The sequence below is a fragment of the Nocardia sp. NPDC058480 genome, assembly GCF_042720495.1.
Classification (GTDB): domain Bacteria; phylum Actinomycetota; class Actinomycetes; order Mycobacteriales; family Mycobacteriaceae; genus Nocardia.
In genome coordinates this window covers 191983-212229 of record NZ_JBHXMN010000001.1, presented here as the reverse complement: position 1 = coordinate 212229, position 20247 = coordinate 191983, and the positions used below count along the sequence as shown (strand labels likewise).

17 protein-coding genes are annotated in these 20247 nt (G+C 67.3%); 12 read left to right on the top strand and 5 right to left on the bottom strand.

What is annotated here, in order from left to right:
• Positions 1 to 4: 4 nt before the first annotated feature.
• Positions 5 to 1132 carry an acyl-CoA dehydrogenase family protein gene (locus ACFWO8_RS00990; RefSeq protein ID WP_378940446.1) on the top strand — a complete coding sequence of 376 codons (1128 nt, stop codon included), beginning with the start codon at positions 5 to 7 and terminating at the stop codon, positions 1130 to 1132.
• Positions 1133 to 1180: 48 nt separating this feature from the next.
• Here the strand turns inward: ACFWO8_RS00990 and ACFWO8_RS00985 are convergent, their stop codons facing one another.
• Positions 1181 to 1816: a hypothetical protein gene (locus ACFWO8_RS00985; RefSeq protein WP_378940445.1), complete on the bottom strand. Its 636-nt coding sequence runs from the start codon at positions 1814 to 1816 to the stop codon at positions 1181 to 1183.
• A gap of 258 nt (positions 1817 to 2074) precedes the next feature.
• On the opposite strand from ACFWO8_RS00985, the gene ACFWO8_RS00980 reads away from it, so the two are divergent.
• Both ACFWO8_RS00980 and ACFWO8_RS00975 read left to right on the top strand, forming a co-directional pair.
• Complete coding sequence (locus ACFWO8_RS00980; RefSeq protein WP_378940444.1) at positions 2075 to 2353, top strand: hypothetical protein; 279 nt, start codon at positions 2075 to 2077, stop codon at positions 2351 to 2353.
• Positions 2354 to 2406: 53 nt separating this feature from the next.
• Positions 2407 to 3231, top strand: a complete 825-nt coding sequence (locus ACFWO8_RS00975) for a GNAT family N-acetyltransferase (RefSeq protein WP_378940443.1) — start codon at positions 2407 to 2409, stop codon at positions 3229 to 3231.
• Here the strand turns inward: ACFWO8_RS00975 and ACFWO8_RS00970 are convergent.
• From ACFWO8_RS00970 to ACFWO8_RS00960, 3 genes are all read right to left on the bottom strand, one after another.
• Positions 3228 to 5066 (bottom strand): protein kinase, encoded by a 1839-nt coding sequence (locus ACFWO8_RS00970; RefSeq protein WP_378940442.1) that lies wholly within the window; start codon positions 5064 to 5066, stop codon positions 3228 to 3230. The genes ACFWO8_RS00975 and ACFWO8_RS00970 overlap by 4 nt on opposite strands.
• Entirely contained in the window at positions 5042 to 6889 is a 1848-nt protein-coding gene (locus ACFWO8_RS00965; protein ID WP_378940441.1) for a protein kinase, read from the bottom strand. Before ACFWO8_RS00965 ends, ACFWO8_RS00970 begins: the two co-directional genes overlap by 25 nt.
• A 137-nt stretch (positions 6890 to 7026) precedes the next feature.
• On the bottom strand, positions 7027 to 8235 hold the full coding sequence (locus ACFWO8_RS00960) for a protein kinase (protein ID WP_378940440.1): 1209 nt from the start codon (positions 8233 to 8235) through the stop codon (positions 7027 to 7029).
• Between the two features lie 118 nt (positions 8236 to 8353).
• On the opposite strand from ACFWO8_RS00960, the gene ACFWO8_RS00955 reads away from it, so the two are divergent.
• The 7 genes from ACFWO8_RS00955 to ACFWO8_RS00925 all read left to right on the top strand — a co-directional run bounded on the left by ACFWO8_RS00955 (position 8354) and on the right by ACFWO8_RS00925 (position 15944).
• The gene (locus ACFWO8_RS00955) at positions 8354 to 9124 is read left to right on the top strand and encodes a deoxyribonuclease IV (RefSeq protein ID WP_378940439.1); all 771 of its coding nucleotides are present in this window, start codon (positions 8354 to 8356) and stop codon (positions 9122 to 9124) included.
• Positions 9125 to 9225: 101 nt separating this feature from the next.
• Entirely contained in the window at positions 9226 to 10155 is a 930-nt protein-coding gene (locus ACFWO8_RS00950; protein WP_378940438.1) for a TauD/TfdA dioxygenase family protein, read from the top strand.
• A gap of 68 nt (positions 10156 to 10223) precedes the next feature.
• Entirely contained in the window at positions 10224 to 11435 is a 1212-nt protein-coding gene (locus tag ACFWO8_RS00945) for a CaiB/BaiF CoA transferase family protein (protein ID WP_378940437.1), read from the top strand.
• Positions 11432 to 11602 (top strand): hypothetical protein, encoded by a 171-nt coding sequence (locus ACFWO8_RS00940; RefSeq protein ID WP_378940436.1) that lies wholly within the window; start codon positions 11432 to 11434, stop codon positions 11600 to 11602. Before ACFWO8_RS00945 ends, ACFWO8_RS00940 begins: the two co-directional genes overlap by 4 nt.
• Positions 11599 to 12513 (top strand): hydroxymethylglutaryl-CoA lyase, encoded by a 915-nt coding sequence (locus ACFWO8_RS00935; protein ID WP_378940435.1) that lies wholly within the window; start codon positions 11599 to 11601, stop codon positions 12511 to 12513. Before ACFWO8_RS00940 ends, ACFWO8_RS00935 begins: the two co-directional genes overlap by 4 nt.
• A gap of 78 nt (positions 12514 to 12591) precedes the next feature.
• Positions 12592 to 13368 carry an ABC transporter ATP-binding protein gene (locus tag ACFWO8_RS00930; protein ID WP_378940434.1) on the top strand — a complete coding sequence of 259 codons (777 nt, stop codon included), beginning with the start codon at positions 12592 to 12594 and terminating at the stop codon, positions 13366 to 13368.
• A 23-nt stretch (positions 13369 to 13391) separates the two neighbouring features.
• Positions 13392 to 15944, top strand: coding sequence for an ABC transporter permease (locus ACFWO8_RS00925; protein ID WP_378940433.1), 2553 nt, complete (start codon positions 13392 to 13394; stop codon positions 15942 to 15944).
• A 64-nt stretch (positions 15945 to 16008) separates the two neighbouring features.
• Here the strand turns inward: ACFWO8_RS00925 and ACFWO8_RS00920 are convergent, their stop codons facing one another.
• A complete protein-coding gene (locus ACFWO8_RS00920) occupies positions 16009 to 16665 on the bottom strand; it encodes a TetR/AcrR family transcriptional regulator (protein WP_378940432.1) in 657 nt (218 codons plus the stop codon).
• Between the two features lie 113 nt (positions 16666 to 16778).
• Here ACFWO8_RS00920 and ACFWO8_RS00915 point away from each other — a divergent pair, with 113 nt between their 5' ends.
• The gene (locus ACFWO8_RS00915) at positions 16779 to 17396 is read left to right on the top strand and encodes a malonic semialdehyde reductase (protein ID WP_378940431.1); all 618 of its coding nucleotides are present in this window, start codon (positions 16779 to 16781) and stop codon (positions 17394 to 17396) included.
• Entirely contained in the window at positions 17338 to 20241 is a 2904-nt protein-coding gene (locus ACFWO8_RS00910) for an alpha/beta fold hydrolase (RefSeq protein ID WP_378943008.1), read from the top strand. Before ACFWO8_RS00915 ends, ACFWO8_RS00910 begins: the two co-directional genes overlap by 59 nt.
• Positions 20242 to 20247: the final 6 nt, after the last annotated feature.

Here is a 20247-nt window from a genome sequence, read left to right as displayed (position 1 = left end):
TGACATGGAACTCGCACTGACCGACGAACAGACGATGCTGCGTGACACCGTGCGCGAACTGCTGCACCGGTTCTACGACGGCGAGGCGCTGGCCAAGGTCGGCGACACCGACCCCGGCTGGAACCGCACGGTGTGGAAGCAGCTCGCCGACCTCGGCGTGCTCGGGCTGACCATCCCCGAGGAGGACGGTGGCGTCGGCGCGGGTCCGGTCGAGGCGATGCTGGTGCAGGAGGAGCTCGGTCGCGCGCTGGCCCCGGAGCCGGTGCTCGACTCGGTGGTGATCCCGGCCGAATTGCTGCGGCTGGCAGGCAGCGCCGAGCAGCGGCAACGGCTGTTGCCCGCGCTGGCCGAGGGCACCACCCTGCTCGCCTTCGCCCACACCGAGCCCGGCATTCGGTGGCCGTCGACCGAGCTCGCCACCGCCGCGGTGGCCACGGGCGACGGGTACGCGCTGACCGGGGTGAAGAATCCGGTGCTGCGCGGTGATGTCGCCGACGAATTGATCGTCAGTGCGCTACTGCCGGGCGGCGGGACCGGACTTTTCCTGGTCGACCCGAATCAGGATGGGGTGCAACGACGTTCGTACCGCACGTTCGACGGTCGCCGCGCCGCGCAGTTCGACTTCGACAACGCGACCGGCGAATTGCTCGGCGACAACGTCGACGCGGCCGAACAGATCGCGCTGACCCAGGGCTACGCGCAGGCGGCACTGTGCGCGGAGTCGGTCGGGGCGATGGAGGTCGCGCTCACGCTGACCACCGAATACCTCAAGACCCGCAAGCAGTTCGGGGTCACGCTGTCTAAGTTCCAGGTGCTCACCCAGCGGGCGGCGGACTGCTACGTCTCGCTGGAACTGGCCCGCAGCATGAGCCTGTACGCGACGGCGGCGCTGGCCGACGGCGGCAACGATCCGGTGGTCGCGTCACGGGCGCGGTTGCAGGTGGGCAAGTCCGCCGAGCACATCGGCCAGGAGGCGATCCAGATGCACGGTGGCATCGGCGTCACCGCGGAGTATCCGGTGAGCCACTACGTCGCCCGGTTGACCGCGATCGGGCAGACCCTCGGTGGGGCACTGGAACATCGGCGCGAGCTGGCCGATCGGATCGGCGAGTACGACCTGGTCGAGCTGTAGCTTGTCGATGGTGGTGCGCGCCCTGTTCGGGTGCGCACCATCGTTGTGTCAGCCCTCGGCGGTCGTGGGGGCCGGGGTTTCGGTGGTCGTCGCGGTCCCGGTGGTCGTCGCCGGGGTCGGAGTGGCGCCGGTGTCGGCCGGGACGACCGAGGTCGGGGTCGGGGTCGCGCGGTCGAAGGCGTGGGTGGGCGGATAGTCCTCGGCCGCTTCGTCGTCGCCGACGCTGGGCGGGGTGACGGTGCGGGTCGGGTTCGGCCGGGTGGGGAGCTGCGGCCGGGTGGTCGTCGTCGGCTCGTCTTCGGTGGTCTCCGGCGGACGCAGCGCGGCCTCGGGCGCCCGGAATTCCGTTGTCGCCTCGGCCGGGCTGGACTCGGGGGCGGGTTCGCCCTCGGGCGGCGGCTCCGACGGTGAGGTCTCGGTGGAGCTGAGGCTGAACGGTTTACGCGGCGACATGTACGGCGCGATCCGCCAAGTGGGCGAGGGCGGGATCGGGATGTGCACCGTCGTCGAGGTGGGCTCGTCGGCCACCCGCGCGGGTGCGGCTGCCAGGTCCGCGCTCAACGGCGGCGCGGGCACGTAGACATCCTGCTGTCCGACACCGCACGCACCGATAATGATCAGTCCGAGCGACACCGCGCCCACAGCGACTGCCGGACCTACCAACTTGGCCCTGCTGTTATCCATGCGCCTGCATACTCCTCGTCGGCTTCGAGATCGCCTCACAGTAGTTCAGGTCCGGTCAAAGAGCGCATTTTAAACGCTAGTGGTCCAGATATCGGATTGATCAATTCGGCGTGTCGTGGGGACGTGTCGCGCACGTTCGGCGTCACCGAGTCGTAGCGTGTGTGAGCAAAGTTACGCATGAGACGCCCGGACCGAAACCCCTGACGCGCGAGGTTTGCGCGATGCAAGTATCTGATCGGCGTCATCGAGGAGAATCTCATGGGAGCACTCTCGACACCCCGGCTGGAAACCGCGGCGGCGAACACTGATTCGGCCACCGTCGGGCACCTGTCGTCGACACCGCCCGGTAACCGCACCTTCGCGGTTGTCGCGCGGATCATGGGCTGGTTGTTCTTCGTCGGCGGACTCGTCGGCGCCGGCCTCGGTATCGCGGGCCTGCACGTGGAGATCGCCGTCGCCGGGCTGATCCTGGCCTGCACGGCTGGTCTCATCCTATTGAAGCTGCGCACCGATCGGGACGCGCGCGAAACAAGCTGAGACAGCTCATAATTGGAATGCGACCGCGGGTGTGACGGCTTACCGTCGATGCGGTGCGCATCGAAATCACTCCTGACGCCGCCCGGTTCCTGGCTGATGTGGAGCCCTTCCTTCGTCGTGAGCCGCTGCGCCACACAGTCATTGCGACTGCGCTGGTGAACCGGATCAACGGCAGGTCCGGCGGGATGGCGACCCAATTCCTGAGCGTCCGTGACAGCGCGGGTGAAGTCGTCGGTCTAGCACAATGCACGAACGGCGCCGCCTACCTCGGTGAGCTGCCCGCACACACCATTTCGGCCGTCGCCGATGCGTTCCCGGCGCATGACATCGCGCTGCGCAGCGTCGAGGGCGACGACGACGCCGCTGCCTTCGCGGCGCACTGGTCGAAGACCAACGGCGGTACCTACGGCGAGAAGTTCGCTGTCCGCCTGTTCCGCCTCGGCACCCTGGATGTGCCCGACGCCCCTGGCGCACCACGACAGGCCACCGTCGACGATATGGCCGTCTGCATCGCGATGACCGAGGAGTTCGGTGTGGAAGCCGATGTGCCGCATCGACTCGACGAGACGGCGGTGCGCAGGCGCATCGAGGCCGGGGCCTACTGGTTGTGGGAGCACCACGGTCAGCCCGTCACACTGGTCGCCCGGCAGGCGGCAGTCCTCGGCTGGGCCAGGACCGGCCCGGTCTACACCCCACCGCGGTTCCGGGGCAACGGGTTCGCGAGCGCGCTCACGGCCACGGTCGCCGGCCGGATTCGCGCGGAGGGTGCCGACGCCTGCCTGTTCACCGACCTGGCCAATCCGACCTCGAACAAGATCTACCAACGAATCGGCTTCGAGCCGGTGCGCGACTTCGTGCATTACGCACTGAATTCCTAGCAAGCACAGACGCGCAGCGGGCCGCAACCGCCCACGGCCGGAGCGAATGCGGAGCGCACGTCATTGGCGGGCAGGCCCGAGATCGCTTGGGCGGCCAGGCCCGCGGAGGGGTAGAGGAAGAACTCGTAGATGGCCTTGTTGCCGCCGCCGAAGCAATGCCACATGACCGACCAGTCGCCCATATCGGCATCGTCGGAATCGCGGCTGGCGGTCGCGCGGTCGTAGGCGAAGCAGCCCGCGTTGCCCAGACCTGAACCGGCATGGACGAGGTTGCTAGCCGAGGTGTGCGGCAGCATGCGGGGGAACTCGTCGCTGAGTTGTGCCGCGTTGGCGCCGACGATCTGCCGGTCGGTGGTCGGACGCGTCGTCGACGTCAGGCGCTGGGGTGCGGAGGTCGTCGCGTTCGCGGACGGCGGTGCGACCTCGGAGGTTTCGAGACCCGGCCGACCCGAGGCGCCTGCGTCGCCGTCATCGCCGAACGCCTTCACGAGAATCCAGCCGAGGAACACCACAGCGGCGATGATCGCCAGCCAGCTGATCGGCGACCCCTCCCAGCGTGAGTTCCGTTTCTTGCCGAGATACTCCTCGGCGACCGAGGGGCGCGCGCCCGTCTCCCTGGAACGCCCGGCGTCGCGGGGACGCTGTGCGAGGGCATTCGGCGCGCTCGCATGGTGCGGAGACGACCCGCCCGGCCATGAAGGACTCGGCTGTGCGGGCCACGATCGACCGCTCACTCCGGCAGGCCACTGCTGACCAGAGCTCGGCGCGCCGTTCGCGCCCCACTGCGGGCCGTACCCAGGTTGGCCGCCTGCCGCCCACGGCTGATCGGGACCGGTTGTGCCTGGCCATGGCGTCTGTCCGCCCGGTGTATTCGGGTCGGTGTGTCCGGCAACGGGGTAACCGGCGCCCGGGGTGAAGGGCGAGTTCGGCGGGTAGGTTCTGGTCGGCGCCGAGCCGTGAATCTGCTGCGGGACAGGGTGACCGGCCAATGCCCGCATGGCTGCGGCGGCGAATTCGGCGCAGGTGGCGAAGCGTTCTTCGGGGCGCTTGGCCATGGCACGGGCGAGGACCGCGTCCAGCGCGGGAGTGATGCCCGATTGCAGTGTGCTCGCTCGGGGCGGGGGTTGCTGGAGGTGGCCCTGGATCACCGCGACAGGGTTGGTGGCATCGAAGGGGGTGGTTCCGGTGAGGAGCCGGAAAAGCGTGCAGGCCAGGGAGTACTGGTCGGCGCGGCCGTCGAGGGTGATGCCGGAGAGCTGCTCGGGGGAGGCGAAAGCCAGTGTGGCCGTGAAGGTGCCGGTCTGGGTGAGCTTGGCCGCGCTGTCGTCGTGCAGGCGGGCGATGCCGAAATCGGTGAGATAGACGCGTTCGGTGCCGTCGACCGGTTCGATCAGGATGTTGGCGGGTTTCACGTCGCGGTGCAGTACCCCTCGGCTGTGCGCGAAGTCCAGTGCCGCCGCGGTTTCGGCGACGATGCGGACCGCGCGTGCCGGGTCAACGGGCGAAACCAGCGACGACGCGTCGGCACCGTCGATGTAGCGCATCGAGATCCACAGCTGATCGTTCTCGACACCCCGGTCGTACACGGTGACGATATTCGGGTGCTCGAGCTGCGCCACGAGATCGGCCTCGCGTTCGAACCTGGCCCTGATCTCGTTGTCGAAGAACAGCTCTCGATTCAGCAGCTTCATCGCGGTGCGTCGTGGCAGCCGCGGATGGCGCGCCAGGTACACCGACCCCATGCCACCACGACCGAGCAGCCGTTCGATCGTATATCCGGCGAAAACGCCGCCCTCGTCCTGCACCGACATCAGTTCAGCGGTGCCGAGCGCCACCAGCGCAGCACCTCGTCGGCCGTGCCGTAGCCGTCGGTGTACATCAGGAACTGGGCGCGGTCGGGGTCGCCGGTGAACTGCGTGATGATCTTGTTCCCGTTATCGGTGTACTTGTAGTTGGTGTACTGCTTGCCGCCGTTGCTGTCGGTGGACTTGGTGTTGGTCGGCAGGCCGTCGAGCACCGACTTGGCGTCGGCGGCCGAGTTGAAGGCGTAGATCCGGTAGAACGGGTCGTCGCTGTCGCCGCCGCCGAAGCAACTCCACAGATGCACCCAGGCACCGAAATCGGGTTCGCCTTCCGCGGGCGAGGGCGGATCGCTGCTGTCGGTCTCCCAGCAGGTGGCGCCGTTGTACCCGGTGGAATCGTCGACCGTGGCCGGCACGATCCGGCCGAATTCGGCGCTGATGGCCGCGGCGTTCGGGGTGATGCGTGGGCTCGCTGACGTTGTCGTGGTGCGGTCGCCGCCGCCCGTGTCGTCACCGCTGGCCGCGATGCCGATGCCGATCAGCAGCACGATCACCAGGACCACCGCGATGACGATGCCGATGATCAGCCCGGTGTTCGACTTCGACGGCGGTCGCTGTCCCGGCGGATACTGGGTGAAACCACTGGCCGGTGGCCGCGGCGCGGACTGGTACTGCGGGGTGTAGGGACTCTGCGAAGCGCCGGCCGGGGACTGGTTCATCGGCCGCTGCGTGCCCATCGGCCCGCCGGTCATGGGGCCATGGGCGGTGCCCATCTGGCCGCCGGTCGTCGGCCCGTGGGCGGTGCCCATCGGCCCACCGGTCATCGGGCCCTGGGCGGTGCCCATCTGGCCGCCGGTCATCGGACCGTGCGCCATCGGCCCGCCGGTCATCGGACCCTGTGTGGCAACGGGATACGGCAGACCGGTCTGTGGAATCGCACCGCCGGTCGTGGGTCGCCCGGCGATCGGCAGCGCCCCACCGGTGCCCGGTCGCGAACCGACAATCGGCAGAGCGGGCGCGCTCGGACTGTTCAACGCCTCGATCGCGGCCTCGGCGAAGTCCGAACAGGAATCGAACCGGTCCTCGGGCCGCTTGGCCATCGCCTTGGCGAGCACGCCGTCCAGCGCATAGGAGAGTCCGGGCCGCACACTGCTCAACGACGGCGGCGGTTGCTGGAGATGACCCTGGATGACCGCGGCCGGATTGGTCGCCGCGAACGGTCCCGAACCGGTGAACAGCCAGAACAGTGTGCAGGCAAGGGAATACTGGTCGGAACGGTGGTCCAGTGCGGCGCCGGTGAGCTGTTCGGGCGAGGCGTAGGCGAGCGTCGCGGTGAAGGTGCCGGTCTGGGTGAGATGACCGGTGTCATCGCGCAATCGGGCGATGCCGAAGTCGGTGAGGTAGACCCGCTCGCCACGGCCCGCGCCCGAGCGGGCGAGCAGGATATTGGCCGGTTTCACGTCGCGGTGCAGCACGCCCATGCCGTGCGCGTAGTCCAGCGCGTCGGCGGTTTCCTTCACGATCTGCAGCGCGCGGGCGGGTGGCAGGGTCTGCGGATCCACCGATGCCGCGTCGACGCCGTCGATGAACTGCATGGAGATCCACAGCTGTTCGTCGTCGTGTCCGCGGTCGTAGACGGTGACGATGTTCGGATGATCAAGGCGCGAAACAAGATCGGCCTCCCGCTCGAACCGCGCCCGTACTTCGGCATCGAAGAACATCTCGCGATTGAGCAACTTCAGCGCCGTCATTCGCGGTAGGCGAGGATGCTTGGCTAGATAGACCGAACCCATGCCACCACGACCGAGCTGCCGTTCGATGACGTAGCCGGCGAAGACATCTCCGTTGGCCAGCATGTCTGCTCCACTTCCCGCCGCGCGCCGGGACCCACCAGCGCACGCGCGTACAGCATAAAAGCCGCGGCCGAGGTTGCCCGCCGCGGGAAAATCAACGAAACCTTATCAGTCGGCGACGACGCCGAAGGCTGCCACGATCACGGCGGACGCCGCTGCTGGGGCGGCACGATATAGCCGGGATGGTTACGGCCACCAGGCAAATCGATGGTGCCGGGGCGAGCGGTCCCGCGCCGCGGTGGCACCGCCGGACCGCCCGTCGACGGCCGCGGCGCATGCGGATGCGGCTGCGCGGGAGTAGTCGGCGGAGTGTGCGCGTGCGGCTGCGCGGGTGTGGTCGGCGGGGTGTGCGCGTGCGGGTGCGGCTGCGCGGGGGTGGTCGGCGGTGGTGCGTTCCGGTAAGGCTGCGCCGGGGTGTGCGGCCGGGGATATCCCGGTGCCTGCGGGTACGGGTCGCGAGCGCGCAGGACCACGCCCGCCGCGGTGTACTGCTGCTGGTGATGCCACGGCCCCGGCACCGCGAACAGCGCGGCTTTGGCCGCCTGGGCGAACTCGGCACAGCTGGCGAAACGCGACTCGACCCGCTTGGCGGTGGCCCTGGCCAGCACCGCGTCGAGAGTCGCAGGCAGGTCCGGGCGCAGGCTGCGCAGCGGGGGAATGGGCTTGCTCAGGTGCGCCTGGATCACCGCGCCCGGACTCGGTCCGGGGAACGGCACCGAGCCCGTCAGCATCCAGAACAGCGTGCAGGCCAGCGAATACTGATCGGCGCGATGATCCAGCGGTGCGCCTGCCAGGTGCTCGGGCGCGGCGTAGGCCAGGGTGGCGGTGATCGTGCCCGCCGAGGCCAGCGTGGTCTCGCTGTCGCGCACCGCCGCGATGCCGAAGTCGGTGAGCACCACGCGTTCCGGGCGCCCGATCGGTGGCTTGGCGAGCAGGATGTTGGCCGGTTTCACGTCGCGGTGCAGCACGCCGCTCGCGTGCGCGAAGTCCAGTGCGGTGGCGGTCTCGGCGACGATCTGCACTGCCCGGCCCGGCGTCAGCACGTTCACGTCGGCGGTCGCGACGTCGGTGCCCGCCACGAACTGCATGGAGATCCACAGCTGATCGTCATCGGTGCCGCGGTCGTAGACATTGACGATATTGGGATGCTCGAGCTGGGCGACCAGATCGGCTTCGCGTTCGAAGCGCAGGCGGATCTCCTCGTCGACGGACAGCTCGCGGCTGAGCAGTTTCAGCGCGGTCAGCCGGGGCAGACGCGGGTGCCGAGCCAGATAGACCACACCCATGCCACCCTGGCCGAGCACGCGCCGGATCGTGTACCCGGCGAACACGTCGCCTTTGCGCAACACGCGAAGTCACCCCCTCCAGGGCAGAGCACCCGTCCGAAATTCTACCGATGTATCTCCCGAAGCCACCACGGTGCAACATCGGCCGAAGTTGTCGGTGCCTGATATTAGGGTGGGATCTATGCGCATTGGAGCACACGTTCGCGACGAGAGCGATCCGATCGGCTTCGGCGAGAAGCTCGGTGCCGAGGTTGTCCAGATGTTCGTGGTCGATCCGCAGAGCTGGGACAAACCCCAGCCGCATCCCAAGGCCGCCGAGATTGCGGCCAGTCCGATCGATGTTGTCGTGCACTCGTCCTATCAGATCAATGTGGCGAGCCTGAACAACCGGTTGCGGATGCCCTCGCGCAACGCGGTAGCGCAGCAGGCGAAGGCGGCGGCCGAGCTCGGTGCTTTCGGGCTGGTCGTGCACGGGGGACATGTGCGCTCCGATGCCGAGCTCGATACCGGAATCGACAACTGGCGCAAGCTGTTCGAGCGCCAGCAGGACAAGGGCGGGTTCGCGGTGCCGATCCTGATCGAGAACACCGCGGGCGGCAACCACGCGATGGCACGGCACTTCGATTCGATCGCGCGATTGTGGGACGCGGTCGGTGACTACGGTGCCGGATTCTGTCTCGACACCTGCCACGCGTGGGCGGGCGGTGAGGAATTGGTCGGGGTGGTCGAGCGGATCAAGGCCATCACCGGGCGGATCGACCTGGTGCACCTGAACTCCTCGCGCGACGAATTCGATTCCGGCGCCGACCGGCACGCCAATTTCGCCGACGGCACCATCGACCCGCAATTGCTCGCCGAGGTCTGCCGCACCGCGGGCGCACCGGTGATCCTGGAAACTCCGGTCGACGGTGTGGCCGACGACCTGGCCTATCTGCGGGAGAACCTTGGCTGAGCGCCTTCCGATCATCCCGAGATAAAACCTGTCTGCGGGGGCGTTTTCGCGGTGTGCTTGATACCAGCAAACCGATCGAGAACGAATTGAAGGTGATCCCCATGACGGTCGACACTGCCACCAACACCACCCTGACGGTGACCAAGCTCGGCGCTCACATCGGCGCGCAGCTCGATGGTGTCCGTCTGGGTGGTGACCTGGACGCGGCGACCGTAGCGAGGATCCGTCGTGCGCTCAACGAGCACAAGGTGATCTTCTTCCGCGGCCAGAACCACCTCACCGAGGACGGCCAGTACGAGTTCGCGGAGCTGCTCGGCACACCGACCACCCCGCATCCGACGGTGAAGTCGGCCGGCGTGAAGAGCTTGGCCATCGATTCCGAGCGCAGCCGCGCCAACTCCTGGCACACCGATGTGACGTTCGTCGACCGGGTGCCGAAGGCATCGATCCTGCGGGCCGAGCACCTGCCCACCTACGGCGGCTCGACCACCTGGGCGTCGACGGTCGCGGCCTACAACTCGCTGCCCGCGCCGCTCAAGGTGCTGGCCGAGAACCTGCGCGCGGTGCACACCAACGTCTACGACTACGCGGCAGGCGGCGACAAGGTCCGTCCGAGCCAGGTCGAGTACTCGACGGAATTCCAGTCCGATGTGTACGAGACCGAACACCCTGTCGTGCGGGTGCACCCCGAGACCGGCGAGCGCTCGTTGCTGCTCGGCCACTTCGTGAAGCAGTTCGTCGGGATCCCGGCCCGGGAGTCGGAGCAGCTGTTCCGGTTGCTGCAGGATCGGGTCATCAAGCTGGAGAACACCACGCGCTGGAACTGGGTCGACGGCGATGTCGCGATCTGGGACAACCGTGCCACTCAGCACTACGCGATCGACGACTACAACGACCAGCCGCGTCGGCTTACCCGGATCACGCTTGCCGGTGATATCCCGGTAGGTGTCGACGGGCAGACCAGCACCGTCCTGAAGGGCAACGCCGAGGACTATTCGATCATCGAGGAAGTGGAACTCCTCGCCAGCTGAACTATCGGTTCGCCGCCGGGCCCGCATGTGCCCGGCGTCACCGGGGGTCGCACTGCGATACTGCAGCCATGAGTATTCGGCCGTTGGACGGTGTTCGCGTCCTGGAACTCGGTAACTATGTTGCCGCTCCTACTGCCGGACGTATTCTGGGCGATTTCGGTGCCGAGGTGATCAAGGTGGAGCGGCCCGGTACGGGCGACGAGTTGCGCAACTGGCGGTTGTACGGTGGCGATACCTCGATGCTGTATCGCACTGTCAATCGCAACAAGAAGTCGATCGTGCTGGATCTGCGGACCGAGGCGGGGCGCGCGATCGTGCTCGATCTGGTGAAGCAGTGCGATGTGCTGCTGGAGAACTTCCGGCCGGGGATGCTCGAGAAGTGGGGGCTCGGGCCCGAGGTGCTCGAAGAAGCGAACCCGAAGCTGGTGATCACGCGGATCTCGGCGTATGGGCAGACCGGGCCGATGGCCGCTCGGCCCGGATTCGCCGCGGTCGCGGAGGCGGTCGGTGGGCTGCGTGAGCTGGTGGGCGATCCGGATCGGCCGCCGGTGCGTACCGGGGTATCGATCGGTGATTCGATCGCGGGCATCTACGCGGCCTTCGGGACCGTGATGGCGTTGTTCCAGCGCGAACGGGTCGCGGGTCCGGTGCCGCAGGTGGAGCGGATCATCGATGTCGCGCTCAACGAGTCGATCCTGTCGGTGATGGAATCGCTGATCCCCGACCACCTCGCCTATGGCATCAACCGCGAGCGCGTCGGCGGCCGGATGGAGGGCATCGCGCCGTCGAACGCCTACCCGACCAGCGACGGTTTCTCCATCATCATCGGTGGCAACGGTGACGCCATCTTCCAGCGGTATATGCAGGTCATCGGCCGCCCCGACCTGGCCGTCGACCCGGAACTCGCCGACAACAACGGCCGCTGGCGCAACCGCGAACGCCTCGACGCCTCGATCGCGGAATGGACGATCGGGCGCACGCGCGCGGAAGCGCTGAAAGTGCTCGACGACGCCGCCATCCCGTGCGGGCCGATCTATACCGCCGCCGACATCGTGGCCGACGAGCAGTACCGCGCACGCAATATGATCCAGATGTTCCCCGTCGACGTGGGCGAGGCCGAACCCAAACAGGTGGGTTTCGGTGGCATCGTCCCGGTGATCGGGGGCGCATCGCTGCCGATTCGCAATGTCGGCCCCGATCTCGGCGAGCACACCAGGGAAGTGCTCGGCGGGTTGCTCGGGATGAGTGAAGATCAGATCGACGCGCTGGAGGCACTGTGACGAGGCGAGTACACGGCAGGCGCCGCCCGCCGGTGCGCAACAAGTGGGAGCCGCGCGGTCCGGGTCATGTGCGTCCGACGGTCCACCCCACCCCGGCCAGCGTGGGCGACAAACCGTGCGGTGGCGTGATGTGTGTGCCCGCGCAGGAAACCGAGCAGCGGCGATGACCGCACCGCTGTTGCGGGACGTGACGCTGCGCGACGGCCTGCAGCTCACCGGCAAGGTACTGCCCGTCGAGCGGAAGGTCGACGTGGTGCGCAGGCTGCTCGCCGCCGGTGTGCCCGCGCTCGAGATCGGTTCGATGGCGCGGCCCGACCTTGTTGCGCCGATGGCCAATTCGCTCGAGTTGATCGCGGCCCTCACCCCTGATGAGCTGGCGAAATGCTGGGTGTGGGTGGCCACGCCGCGCCACGTCGAGAAGGCCGCCGCGGCCGGTGCGCGCAATTTCCAGTACTGCTTCTCGGTGTCCGACGCGCACAACAAGGCCAATATCGGCCGCGACACCGAGACCTCGGTGGCCGCGATGCCCGACGCGATCCGCCTCGCCCATGCGGCGGGCGGCGAAATCCAGCTGTGCCTGGCCACCACCTTCACCTGCCCGTTCGACGGACCCGTCGATCCGGAGCGCGTCCTGGCCATCGCGAACGACCCGCGCACCGACGGCGCCGCCGACATCGTCCTCGCCGACACGCTCGGCCAAGCCCACCCGGGTCAGGTGAGCGCGCTGGTCTCCGCCGTCCGCGACACCACCCCGCCGCGCCGCATCGTCTTCCACGGTCATGACACCTGGGGCATGGGCGTGGCCAACACCCTCGCGGCCGTCGCCGCGGGCGCCACCATGGTCGACGGCGCGCTGGGCGGTCTCGGCGGCTGCCCGTTCGCCCCTGGTGCCAGCGGCAACACCGCCTCCGAGGACATCCTCTTCGCCACCCGACCCGATTGGTTCACCCCGGCCTCGCTGGCTGATCTGGTCGGGCTCACCGAAGGGCTCCTCGCTGATCTGGGCGAACCCAACCGCTCCCGAGCGCTGGAAGGCGCGCGCTCCGAGGCTGACGCGTTCGAGTGGGTCGTTCGCTAACTGAGAGGTCGGTAAGACCTGCGGTATCGGGGGGATCCCGGATGGCGCGGTTCACTCCTGCCAGCCAGACTGGACAGCATGACTTCGCACGCCATGGGGACCGAGGCCGTCGACGCGGCGGCCGCCGCCGATATCGCGGCCGCCGCGCTCGATCTGGTCAAGCTGTACGGATCGGGAGATACACAGGTCAAGGCCCTGGACGGAGTGTCGGCTGACTTCGCCAAAGGCGAGTTCACCGCGATCATGGGTCCATCCGGCTCGGGCAAGTCGACGTTGATGCACTGCCTGGCCGGGCTCGACAGCGCCAGCGCGGGCGAGGTGCGCATCGGCGACACCCCGCTCACCGGCCTGTCCGACAAGCAGATGACCGCACTGCGGCGCGACCGGATCGGGTTCGTCTTCCAGGCGTTCAACCTGGTCCCGACGCTCACCGCGCTGGAGAACATCACCCTCCCGCTCGATATCGCGGGCCGCAAGCCCGACCAGGAGTGGCTCGACACCGTGGTCAAGCGCCTCGGCCTCGGCGACCGCCTCGAGCACCGGCCGTCCGAACTGTCCGGTGGCCAGCAGCAGCGCGTGGCGTGTGCGCGTGCGCTGGTGGGCAAGCCGGAGATCATCTTCGGCGACGAACCGACCGGCAACCTGGACTCGCATTCCTCGGGCGAGGTGCTCTCGATCCTGCGGGCCTCGGTCGACGAGTTCCACCAGACCGTCGTGATCGTCACCCATGACCCGCGTGCGGCCGCTTACTCCGACCGCGTCGTGTTCCTTGCCGACGGTCGCATCGTCGATGAGCTGCGTGCCCCGACTCAGGATTCGATCCTCGACCGGATGAAGGCGCTGGAAACCCGATGAACACAGCATCGCGGAGCGATTCGATGAGGGGTGGTGGCCGGGTGACGGGCGGGCCGATGCGCAAGGTTGCCTTGCGTAACCTCGCCGCGCACAAGGTGCGGTTGGCACTGACCCTGCTGTCGGTGGTGCTCGGTACCGCCTTCATCGCCGGATCGTTCGTTTTCACCGACACGTTGCAGCGCACCTTCGACGGCATCTTCGAAGGCCAGGCCCAGGGTGTGGACGTGCGCGTCGGCCCCGCCGATCGCCAATCACTGGGGCTGCCGACGAATATCGTCGACGCGCTGGCCAAGCACGAGGGTGTCGCGCGGGTCGCTCCCGCCGTGAACGGACCGGTCGTGCTGCTCGAGCCCGACGGTAAGAAGGCCGTCCAGACCGGTGGCGCACCGAGTTTCGGTCTGTCCTACCTGCCGCCGGACAAGTCCGTCGAGGAGCCGAACAAGTTCGTGGCGGGTGTCGCGCCCACCCAGCCCAACGAGATCGCCCTCAATACCGGTGGCGCCGAGAAGGCCGGGCTGAAGGTCGGCGACAAGACGAAGGTGCTGATTCCCTCCAAGGGTGATCCCTTCGAGGTGACACTGTCTGGCATCTACGAGATGCCCGGTGCCGAGGGCGGCGGTGTGGTCGCGGTGATGTTCACCGAGCCACAGGGCCGCAAGCTGTTCACCGACGGCTCGCATGTGGCCTACGTCGATATCGCCGCGGCGCCCGGAGTCTCGGCCGATGACCTGCGCGACCAGCTCGCCGCCGGGCTGCCCAACTACAAGGTGCAGAACTCCGACCAGGTCCGCGAGGACATGAAGAAGGAGATCTCCGAGGCCCTCACCTTCATCAACTACTTCCTGCTCGCTTTCGGCGCGATCGCGCTGATCGTCGGCACGTTCATCATCTACAACACCTTCTCGATGATCGTGGCCCAGCGTCTGCGCGAACTCGCGTTGCTGCGCGCCATCGGGGCGAGCCGTCAGCAGGTCGGCCGGTCGGTGGTCGGTGAGGCCATCGTGATCGGGTTGATCGGTAGCGCGCTGGGGTTGGCCGCCGGTATCGGCCTGGCCTACGGGTTGTCGGTGCTGCTCAACGCTTTCGATCTCGGCCTGCCCACCGGTTCGCTGACGGTGCTGCCGCGGACCGCGATCGTCGCGCTGCTCGTCGGCCTGATCGTCACCGTTGCCAGTGCCTACGCCCCCGCTCGACGGGCCGCGAAGGTGCCGCCCGTGGAGGCGATGCGTTCCGAATTCGCCAGTGCCGGTGACTCTTTGCACGTACGCACGGCGATCGGCGCGGTCATGGCCGTTGCCGGTGGTGTGCTCGTCTACGTCGGTGCGCAGGGCACCGGTAAGGGCTCGGCGGTGACCGTCGGTGTCGGTGCGCTCGGATTGATTCTGGCGGTGCTGCTGGCGGCGCCCGCGCTGTCGCGGCCGATGGTGCTCGTGCTCGGGGTGCTCACCAGGCCGTTCGGCCCGATCGGGCAGATGGCGCGCAACAACGCCACGCGCAACCCACGTCGCACCGCGGCCACCGCGTTCGCGCTCACGCTCGGCCTGATGCTGGTCTCGGCGATCGGCATTCTCGGCGCTTCGGCGAAAACCAGCGTCGGTGTGCTGATCGACAAGGGTGTGAAGGCCGAATACGTGCTCGCCGGTCCGCAGATGATCGGCGCGCCGATCGGTGCGGTCGACGCCGTGCGCACCGAGGTACCCGAGGTCAGCGATGTCACCGGGATCCGGGTCGTCGCGTTCAAGGTCGGCGACGATCAGATCGGCGCCACCTCACCGGATGGTCCGATCGATCCGGTGATGGATGTCGACATGCTCAGCGGCACGAGCACGATCCCCGCCGGTGGCGCGCTCGTCGATGAGACCGAGGCGACCGCCCGTGGGTGGAAGCCCGGCGACAAGATCGCCATCACCAGCCTCGACAACAAGCAGTTCGAGCTCACCGTCGCCGGCATCTACGCCAACACACCGCTGCTCGGTCCCATGGTCGTCGATCCGGGCGTGTACGAGCAGTTGATGCCGCAGAGCCTGCGCACCAACATCTTCGTGCTGGTCAAGGCCGCGCCGGGCGCCGACCTGACCGCGATGCGGGCGAATCTGGAGAAGGCCACCGAACCGTTCGTGGTGGTGCAGGTGCAGGATCACGAACAGTTCAAGGGCGCCCAGGGCAAGCAGATCAACACCCTGCTCGCCATCCTCTACGGGCTGCTCGCCCTGGCCGTGGTGATCGCGGTGCTCGGCATCATCAACACCCTGGCGCTGTCGGTGGTGGAGCGCAGGCGCGAGATCGGCATGCTGCGCGCGGTCGGCACCCAGCGTGCGCAGGTGCGGCGCACGATCTATCTGGAGTCCATGCTGATCGCCATCTTCGGCGCGATCGTCGGGCTGGTGCTCGGCATCGCGCTCGGTGTCGGATTCCTGCGCACCCTGCGCGATATGGGCATCGACCAGATCACCATTCCGTGGTCGCAGTTGGTGATCGTGCTGGTCGCCTCGGGTGTGGTGGGTGTGCTGGCGGCGGTGTGGCCAGGTGTGCGGGCTGCCCGCACCCCACCGCTGGCTGCCATCGCCGATCTGTAGCAGTCAGGCGACAGGTTCCCGCTGAAGACGCGTTCGGCGGGAACCTGGTCACGGCCGCGTTGGCTCAGATGCGGTACGCGCGCAGGAACAACTCGACTGTTTCAGCGCAGAGACTGTCGATCCGTGCGTCGGTGAGCGCGATCGTGCCGTACATCGACTCGTGCAGACCCTGCTGGACGAGCAGAGCGACGAACTGGCGGGCGCCTGTTGCCGGATCAGGGACATCCAGTTCGCCACGATCGGTTCGCCGGCGCAGCTCATCGGCGATGAATCGCACCAGCTGCGCCGGTTCACCCGCCGAGCAGGCAGGCTGCAGTCCGGGGTACCGGGCGACCTCGCTGATCACCAGGCGGCGCAGGGCCGAGGCACGTTCATCGAGCAGTACCGCGAGTGCGCGTCGTCCGATGGCGAGTAGTGCCGAGCGGGTATCTGCTCCTGGGGCGACCGGCACCAAGGCGGCGGCGCTGTTCTCGAATTCGGTGGCGGTACGGCCGCGTTCGGCCTCTACCGCGGCCAGGAACAGCGACGTCTTGTCGCCGAAGTGGTTGTAGACGGTCTGTTTGGCGACGCCGGCTCGCTCCGCGATCAAATCGACGCTGGTTCGGTCATAGCCTTCGTTGAGGAATTCGGTCACCGCAGCGTCCAGGATCCGGCGGGACTTACCGGGGTCATTCCCCTTCGGCCGCCCGATGGCAGCGGAATATGCGGCGGCGGAGCACATTTCCCAGGCCCATCCTTCTTCCGTGTGAGACGCGTCACCGATGGTTCGAGTTGCGGGCCAGTTTAGCGGGTGGTTTTCTGGACTCTCAGTCCAAAAAACTATGAGAGGGCGTCATGGACGGCCGTACCTTGACATCGACCGAACCGCTGGCACTACATCCGGACGCGCAGGATCTGCTGTTCCGCACCGCCCGCACCGCCAACACTTTCCTGGACGAGCCGGTCTCCGAGGAGCAGGTGCGGGCGATCTACGACCTGGTGAAGTTCGGTCCCACATCAATGAACCAGCAGCCACTTCGGGTGGTGCTGGTCCGCTCGCAAGAGGCCCGAGGTCGCCTGATCGCCGCGATGACCGAGCGGAACCAGGAAAAGACCAACCGGGCGCCGCTGGTCGCGATTCTCGCCGCCGACCTGGACTTCCATGAAGAACTGCCGAGACTCGTGCCGTTCATGGAGAACCCGCAAGCGGTGTTCGCCGATCCCGCGATCCGCGCGCAGTCGGCGAAATTCAATGCCGCCCTGCAGGTGGCCTACTTCATCATCGGTGTCCGGGCAGCGGGCCTGGCGGCCGGTCCGATGGTCGGTTTCGACCACGAAGCGGTGGCTCGGGAATTCCTCCCCGACGGCCGCCACGCCCCGCTGTGCGTGGTCAATATCGGCAAACCCGGCCCGGATGCCTGGATGGGCCGCCTGCCCCGCCTCGAGTACGACGAAGTCATCACCGCCGTCTGATCCAGCCCTGCCGCAACCGGACATGGAGAACAGCATGCTCGCGAGTCGATTCGAAACGATCCCAGTTCCGCGTTCGGTGCAGGACGCGCAATCAGTAGCCCAGATCCTGCTGTCTGCCGTATTGCATCGCCCGTCATCTGGGATCATCTATTTGGACAACGCCGCCGACGGCACACCCGAAGTTCGCTCCCACCAGTCGAATCGCCAATTGCTCGACGAGGCAATGCTGTTGACGGGCGCACTGCACGCGCAGGGCCTGCGGCCGCAGTCGAAGGTGGCGCTGCTGCTCGATGATCATCGCGACTTCGTCACCACCCTGTGGGCCTGCTTCCTCGGCGGATTCGTACCGTGCACGCTGGTGGCGACCCCGGCCGACCCCGCACGCTGGGCCGCCACGCTGCGGCACGTCGACGAGCTGCTCGAGCACCCATTACTGATCACCTCGGCGGCTACCCGCCGAGCCTTGCCCGCGGTACCAGGCCTGTCCGTGGTGTCACTCGATGCCCTGCGCGCCGACGATTCCGCGCCCGCGCCCCATCTCGCGCAGCTCGACGATCTCGCACTGCTCGTGCTGACCTCCGGCTCGACCGGCAACGCCAAGGCGGTGACGCTCACGCACGGCAACCTGCTGGCGTCGATGGCGGGCAAGCAGCAGACGCAACAGCTCGGCGTCGGGGACACCACGTTCAACTGGATTTCCTTCGACCATGTGGCCGCGATGCTGGAAACACATCTGCTGCCCCTGTATGCCGGTGCGCAGCAGATCCACGCGCCATCGGAGCTGATCCTGCAGAACCCGCTGGAATTCCTCCGGATCATCTCGCGATACCGGGTCAGCATGACATTCACACCCAATTTCTTGCTCGGACAGATCAATTCGCTGGTCGACGCGCCGGTGGCGACCGCGGCAGAGCGTCTCGATCTGACCTGCCTGCGGCACATCGTCAGTGGTGGTGAGGCCAATGTGGTGGCGACTGGGCAACGGTTCCTCGACGCCTACGCCCAGCACGGGCTGAACTACGCCGCCCTGTGGCCTGCGTTCGGCATGACCGAGACCTGCGCGGGCAGCATCTACAACCGCGAATTCCCGGTCTGCGACGCCGGACAGGAATTCGCGAGCGTCGGCGGTCCGATCCCCGGTTTGTCGGTCCGCATCGCCGACGACGACGGAAATCCGTTGCCCGACGGGGAGATCGGCGAACTGCAGGTGCGCGGTGACATGATCACGCGCGGTTACTACCGAAACGACGCCGCGACGGCGGCTGCCTTCACCCCTGACCATTGGTTCCGGACCGGCGATCTCGGTAGCCTCGACGACGGCCGGGTGACCCTGGCCGGACGCAGCAAAGACAGCATTATCGTCAACGGGGTCAACTACTTCAGCCACGAGATCGAAACGGCGCTCGAGGAGCTCGACGGTGTCACCCGCGGCTACGTGGCAGCTTTCCCCACCCGCCGCCCGGACGCCGACACCGAACAGTTGGTGATCGCGGTCAACCTCGACAACGAGGGTGACGAAACCGAGTTGCATCGGGTGATGACCGCGGTGCGGTCGACCGTGGTGGTGTTGTGCGGGTTCCGCCCGGGAGTGATTGTGCCGCTGCCGAAGTCGGATTTTCCGAAGACCAGTCTCGGCAAGACCCTGCGTCCTCGGATGCGGCGGGCGCTCGAATCCGGCGAATACGGTGACATTCTCGCCGCCACCGCTGCCGCGACCACCCGCCAGCTCGGCGGGTTCGAGGCGCCGAACGGGCCGATCGAGACCGCACTCACCGAGATCTTCGCCGAACTCTTCGATCTTCCCGCCGCCGAGATCAGTGTCACCGCGAGCTTTTTCGAACTCGGCGGGACGTCGCTGGATATTCTGCGCCTGAGCAAGCTGGTGGCCAGGGACTTCGACGGCCGGGAACTGCCGGTGATCGAGATTCTCACCGGACCGACCGTTCGCGAACTCGCGGTCCACGTGGCGGGCGGCACCGGGCCGCGCGCCTACGATCCGATCGTGGCGCTGCAGCCGGTCGGCGACAAGACGCCGCTGTTCTGTGTGCATCCGGGTGTCGGTGAGGTCCTGGTCTTCGTGAACCTGGCGAAGTATTTCGTCGGTGATCGGCCGTTCTACGCTCTGCGCGCCCGCGGCTTCAACCCGGGTGAAGTGCCGTTCAGCACGTTCGACGAGATGGTCGACACGTATGTGGCGGCGATCCGGAAACGTCAACCGCACGGCCCGTACGCCCTCGCCGGCTACTCCTATGGTGGCGCGGTGGCCTTCGAGATCGCGAAGCGACTCGAATCCGCCGGTGAGCGAGTCGATTTCGTGGGCAGCTTCAATCTTCCGCCGCACATCAAATACCGCATGGACGAACTCGATTTCGTTGAGACCGCGACGAACCTGGCCATGTTCCTGGAACTGGTCACCACGGCGCAAGCGGCGCTGCTACCTGACCGGCTGCGGCCGCTGCCGAAGGAAGAACAACTGATCCGGCTGCTCGAACTCGCGCCCGCCGGGCGGGTCTCCGAACTGGACCTGGATCTCACGAAGTTCCGCGCGTGGGCCGAGCTCGCCGCCGGACTGACCGAACTCGGGGGCACGTACGCTCCGAGCGGGAACGTGCGGTCGATGGCCGTCTTCTACGCGATTCCGCTGCGCGGAACCAAGCAGGACTGGCTCGACAAGGAACTGCGCCGATGGGATGACTTCAGCCGGGAGACCAATAGTTACATCGACGTTCCCGGTGAGCACTACACCCTGATGGGTCCCCAGCACGTGGCATCCTTCCAAGCCACTCTCCGCAAGGAACTGGATCAGGCGCTCGCCGACGCCGACGCCAACCGCACCGATCGATAGGACGAG

Coding starts and splice junctions, on each gene's coding strand:
- ACFWO8_RS00955 (WP_378940439.1), top strand. CDS start 8,354: ATGCGCATTGGAGCACACGTTCGCGACGAGAGCGATCCGATCGGCTTC.
- ACFWO8_RS00985 (WP_378940445.1), bottom strand. CDS start 1,816: ATGGATAACAGCAGGGCCAAGTTGGTAGGTCCGGCAGTCGCTGTGGGC.
- ACFWO8_RS00965 (WP_378940441.1), bottom strand. CDS start 6,889: ATGCTGGCCAACGGAGATGTCTTCGCCGGCTACGTCATCGAACGGCAG.
- ACFWO8_RS00925 (WP_378940433.1), top strand. CDS start 13,392: ATGAGGGGTGGTGGCCGGGTGACGGGCGGGCCGATGCGCAAGGTTGCC.
- ACFWO8_RS00915 (WP_378940431.1), top strand. CDS start 16,779: ATGGACGGCCGTACCTTGACATCGACCGAACCGCTGGCACTACATCCG.
- ACFWO8_RS00990 (WP_378940446.1), top strand. CDS start 5: ATGGAACTCGCACTGACCGACGAACAGACGATGCTGCGTGACACCGTG.
- ACFWO8_RS00980 (WP_378940444.1), top strand. CDS start 2,075: ATGGGAGCACTCTCGACACCCCGGCTGGAAACCGCGGCGGCGAACACT.
- ACFWO8_RS00920 (WP_378940432.1), bottom strand. CDS start 16,665: ATGTGCTCCGCCGCCGCATATTCCGCTGCCATCGGGCGGCCGAAGGGG.
- ACFWO8_RS00935 (WP_378940435.1), top strand. CDS start 11,599: ATGACCGCACCGCTGTTGCGGGACGTGACGCTGCGCGACGGCCTGCAG.
- ACFWO8_RS00930 (WP_378940434.1), top strand. CDS start 12,592: ATGACTTCGCACGCCATGGGGACCGAGGCCGTCGACGCGGCGGCCGCC.
- ACFWO8_RS00945 (WP_378940437.1), top strand. CDS start 10,224: ATGAGTATTCGGCCGTTGGACGGTGTTCGCGTCCTGGAACTCGGTAAC.
- ACFWO8_RS00950 (WP_378940438.1), top strand. CDS start 9,226: ATGACGGTCGACACTGCCACCAACACCACCCTGACGGTGACCAAGCTC.
- ACFWO8_RS00910 (WP_378943008.1), top strand. CDS start 17,338: ATGCCTGGATGGGCCGCCTGCCCCGCCTCGAGTACGACGAAGTCATCA.